Annotated in this window: 3 protein-coding genes and 2 pseudogenes; 1 reads left to right on the top strand and 4 read right to left on the bottom strand. The window is 73.1% G+C overall.

Annotation, left to right across the window (positions count from 1 at the left end; all coding sequences use genetic code 11):
* Positions 1-1,041, bottom strand: a 1,041-nt coding sequence (locus tag AB7U92_RS25295) for an EAL domain-containing protein (protein ID WP_428583331.1), incomplete at its 3' end; no start/stop codon positions are given.
* Positions 1,042-1,176: 135 nt separating this feature from the next.
* Between AB7U92_RS25295 and AB7U92_RS25290 the strand changes: the two genes are divergently transcribed.
* The gene (locus tag AB7U92_RS25290) at positions 1,177-1,704 is read left to right on the top strand and encodes a DUF2478 domain-containing protein (RefSeq protein WP_428583329.1); all 528 of its coding nucleotides are present in this window, start codon (positions 1,177-1,179) and stop codon (positions 1,702-1,704) included.
* Here AB7U92_RS25290 and AB7U92_RS25285 read toward each other — a convergent pair.
* The 3 genes and pseudogenes from AB7U92_RS25285 to AB7U92_RS25275 form a co-directional block, all read right to left on the bottom strand.
* On the bottom strand, positions 1,701-2,345 hold the full coding sequence (locus AB7U92_RS25285; RefSeq protein ID WP_428583333.1) for a Gfo/Idh/MocA family protein: 645 nt from the start codon (positions 2,343-2,345) through the stop codon (positions 1,701-1,703). The genes AB7U92_RS25290 and AB7U92_RS25285 overlap by 4 nt on opposite strands.
* A gap of 3 nt (positions 2,346-2,348) precedes the next feature.
* A pseudogene (locus AB7U92_RS25280) lies at positions 2,349-2,534 on the bottom strand (Gfo/Idh/MocA family protein); the annotation flags it as partial.
* A 33-nt stretch (positions 2,535-2,567) separates the two neighbouring features.
* Positions 2,568-2,810: pseudogene (locus AB7U92_RS25275) on the bottom strand (hypothetical protein); the annotation flags it as partial.

Genomic DNA, 2,810 nt, shown 5'->3' with positions numbered 1-2,810 from the left:
GGTGTTCTCCATCGCCACCGCCTGCGTCAGTTCGCAGATCAGCGCATCGGCCGGGACGCCGTGCGCCTTCAGGCCGCGCTCGAGCCGCGCGGCGAAGTCGTCCTGGCGAAACTGCACGCCCGAGACGTTCACCGCCACGCGCAGCTTCAGCCCGGCCTGGCGCCACGCGGCGGCCTGGCGCAGCGCGGCGTCGAGTGCCCAGCCCCCGACGGTCTCGATCAGGCCATGGCGCTCGGCCACCGGGATGAAGCGTGCCGGGCTGACCAGGCCGAGGTTCGGGTGGCGCCAGCGCAGCAGCGCTTCCACGGCCGTGACCTTCAGCGTGTTCGCATCGACACGCGGCTGGAAGAACAGCTCGAGCTGGCGCTTGACCACCGCATGCTGCAGTTCGCGGGCGATCAGCAGTTCCTCGTTGTGGCTGGCGTCAATGCGTGCATCGAACGCCGCATGCGCGTGGCCGCCGCTGCGCCGCACCGACTGCATCGCGGCCACGGCGCGGCCGAGCAGGCGCACGCCGCTGCCGTGCTCGGGCGCCACGGACAGGCCGACCGACGCGCCGACGTGCAGCTCGCGCCCAGCCGCCTGCAATGGCGCGCCCAAGGCATCGACGAGGCGCACGGCGAGCTTCTCGCCCGCCTCGCGAGGCGCATCGAGCCAGATCGCGAAGGTGTCGGCGTCCACCCGCGCCAGCGGTGTCGAGGCGCCGACCTGCTGGCGCAGCAGCGAGGCCGCGGCGGCCAGCGCCTGGTCGGCCAGCGGGCTGCCGCCGTCGTCGCGCAGCAGCCGCAGGTCGTCGAGGCCGACGGCGATCAGGCAGCCGTCGCGGCCGGTCTTCTCCAGCGCCAGCGTGCGCTCCTGCAGCAGCGCCTCGAAGCGCTCGCGCAGGGGCAGGCCGGTCAGGGTATCGTGCCCCGCGGTGACCGTTGCCTTCGCCTCGGCGGCGGCACGCGGGGCGGGGCGTCGTCGCCACACGACGGCACCGGCGAGGCCGGCAACGGCGACGCCGGCGGCGATGGCGATCGGGATGAGCGGGATGTCCATGGCGGGTCCTTCGCACGCGGGCGATTGGCTTCATCTTCGGCGTTGCAGTGCGACCCGTGAGACCGGATTCCGTGACGGAAGTCGGCCCGGGTGGGTCAGCGGTGGGGGGCATCGGCGCGCTATAGTGGCCTCACCATGGAAACCGAGCTCCGCGCCGCCGCCATCCGCCACGACGGCAGCTGTGACGTCGATGCCTTGCTGGCCGAGGTGGTCGACGCCCAGTTGCGCGCCGGCCGCCGCGTGCGCGGGCTGCTGATGGCGCCGTCGGAGCAGCGCGGCGACTGCCTGGCCGAGATGGTGCTGGTCGACATCGACAAGCGCGACGGCTACCTCGTCTCGCAGCAGCTCGGCCGCGAGTCCAAGGCCTGCCGGGCGGACCCGCATGGCTTCGCGCGAGCCAGCGAGGTGCTGCGCGCCGCGCTGGACGATGCGCCCGAGCTGATCGTCTGCAACCGCTTCGGCCGGCTCGAGTCGGAAGGCACCGGCTTCTCGGCCGAGCTGCTGGAAATCATGTCGCGCGACATCCCCTTCCTCACGGTGGTGTCGCGCCACCTCGTCGACGAATGGCAGCGCTTCACCGGCGGTGCCGCGGCGCTGCTGCCGCCCGATCGCGCCGCGATCGACGCCTGGCTCGCGCGCACGCTCGCGCCGGCGAGCGTCTAGCCGCGCTCGAACGGGAAGCGCACGCCGAGTGTGCGCCGCATCGCATCCACCTGGCGCAGCACCGCCACCGTATCGGCATGCGGCACGGCCAGGCTCTCGACCCGGCCCTGCGCGATGCAGCGGATCGCTTCCTCGATCTCGTACTCGAAGCCGTTGATGCGGAACGTGCGCTCGGCGGTCTGCACCGGTTCGCCATGCCGCGCCAGGCTCGCTCGCGTGCACTCCCAGAACGGGCCGTGCAGGGTGATGTGCCCGGCCTCGCCGAGCACGACGAGGTCGTTCGGTGCGCGGCCGTCGAAGGCGCAGACGAACTGGCCTACCGCACCGCCAGGCCAGGCCAGCGTCATCGCCACGCGCTCCTCGATGCCGCTGGCGCCGATGCGGCCGACCACGTGCAGCGTCGGCTCGCCGCGTTCGCCCTGCACCGCGAGCAGGTCACGCGCGAGTCCGAGCGGGTAGACGCCGATGTCCAGCAGCACGCCGCCGCCGAGTGCGGGGTCGAAGTGGCGTGCCGCGCGGTCGAAGGGCAGGGCGAAGCAGAAGCTCGCCTGCAGGCCCTGCACGCGGCCGATGCGGCCCTCGCCGATCCAGCCGCGCACCACCGGCATCACCGGCAGCAGCCGGCTCCAGAAGGCCTCCATCAGCAGCCGGCCCTTGCTGCGGGCCAACGTGCAGAGTTCGACCGCCTCGTCGGCACTCGTCACCAGCGGCTTCTCGCACAGCACGTGCAGTCCGGCCTCGAGCGCCGCGCGAATGGCGGCGCCGTGGGCCGGGTGGGGCGTGGCGACATAGACCGCATCGACCTCGCCGGCGGCGAGCGACTCGATCGACGTGCAGGCGCGGGCGGTATCGCCACCGCCAGACTAGCGCTCGGCAAAGGCCTGCGCGCGCGCCGCGTCGCGCCCGACCACGGCGGCCAGGCGCTGGCCGTCCATGCCGCCAAGCGCCTGCGCGAAGCGCCGGGCGATGGCCCCGGGGCCGACCACGGCCCAGCGCAGTGGCGGAAGCATGTCGGTCGAACTCATCGTGCCGTGCAGTATGCGGCCGGCTAGCATCGCGCCATGGCACTCGACACCTGGCTCATCTACCTCGTGGCCGCGATCGGC

The sequence above is a fragment of the Piscinibacter sp. genome (genome assembly GCF_050175855.1).
Classification (GTDB): domain Bacteria; phylum Pseudomonadota; class Gammaproteobacteria; order Burkholderiales; family Burkholderiaceae_C; genus Piscinibacter.
Note: the sequence above shows the minus strand (reverse complement) of the source record. Positions and strands in the feature narration are given on the sequence as shown.

Coding starts and splice junctions, on each gene's coding strand:
- AB7U92_RS25290 (WP_428583329.1), top strand. CDS start 1,177: ATGGAAACCGAGCTCCGCGCCGCCGCCATCCGCCACGACGGCAGCTGT.
- AB7U92_RS25285 (WP_428583333.1), bottom strand. CDS start 2,345: ATGGAGGCCTTCTGGAGCCGGCTGCTGCCGGTGATGCCGGTGGTGCGC.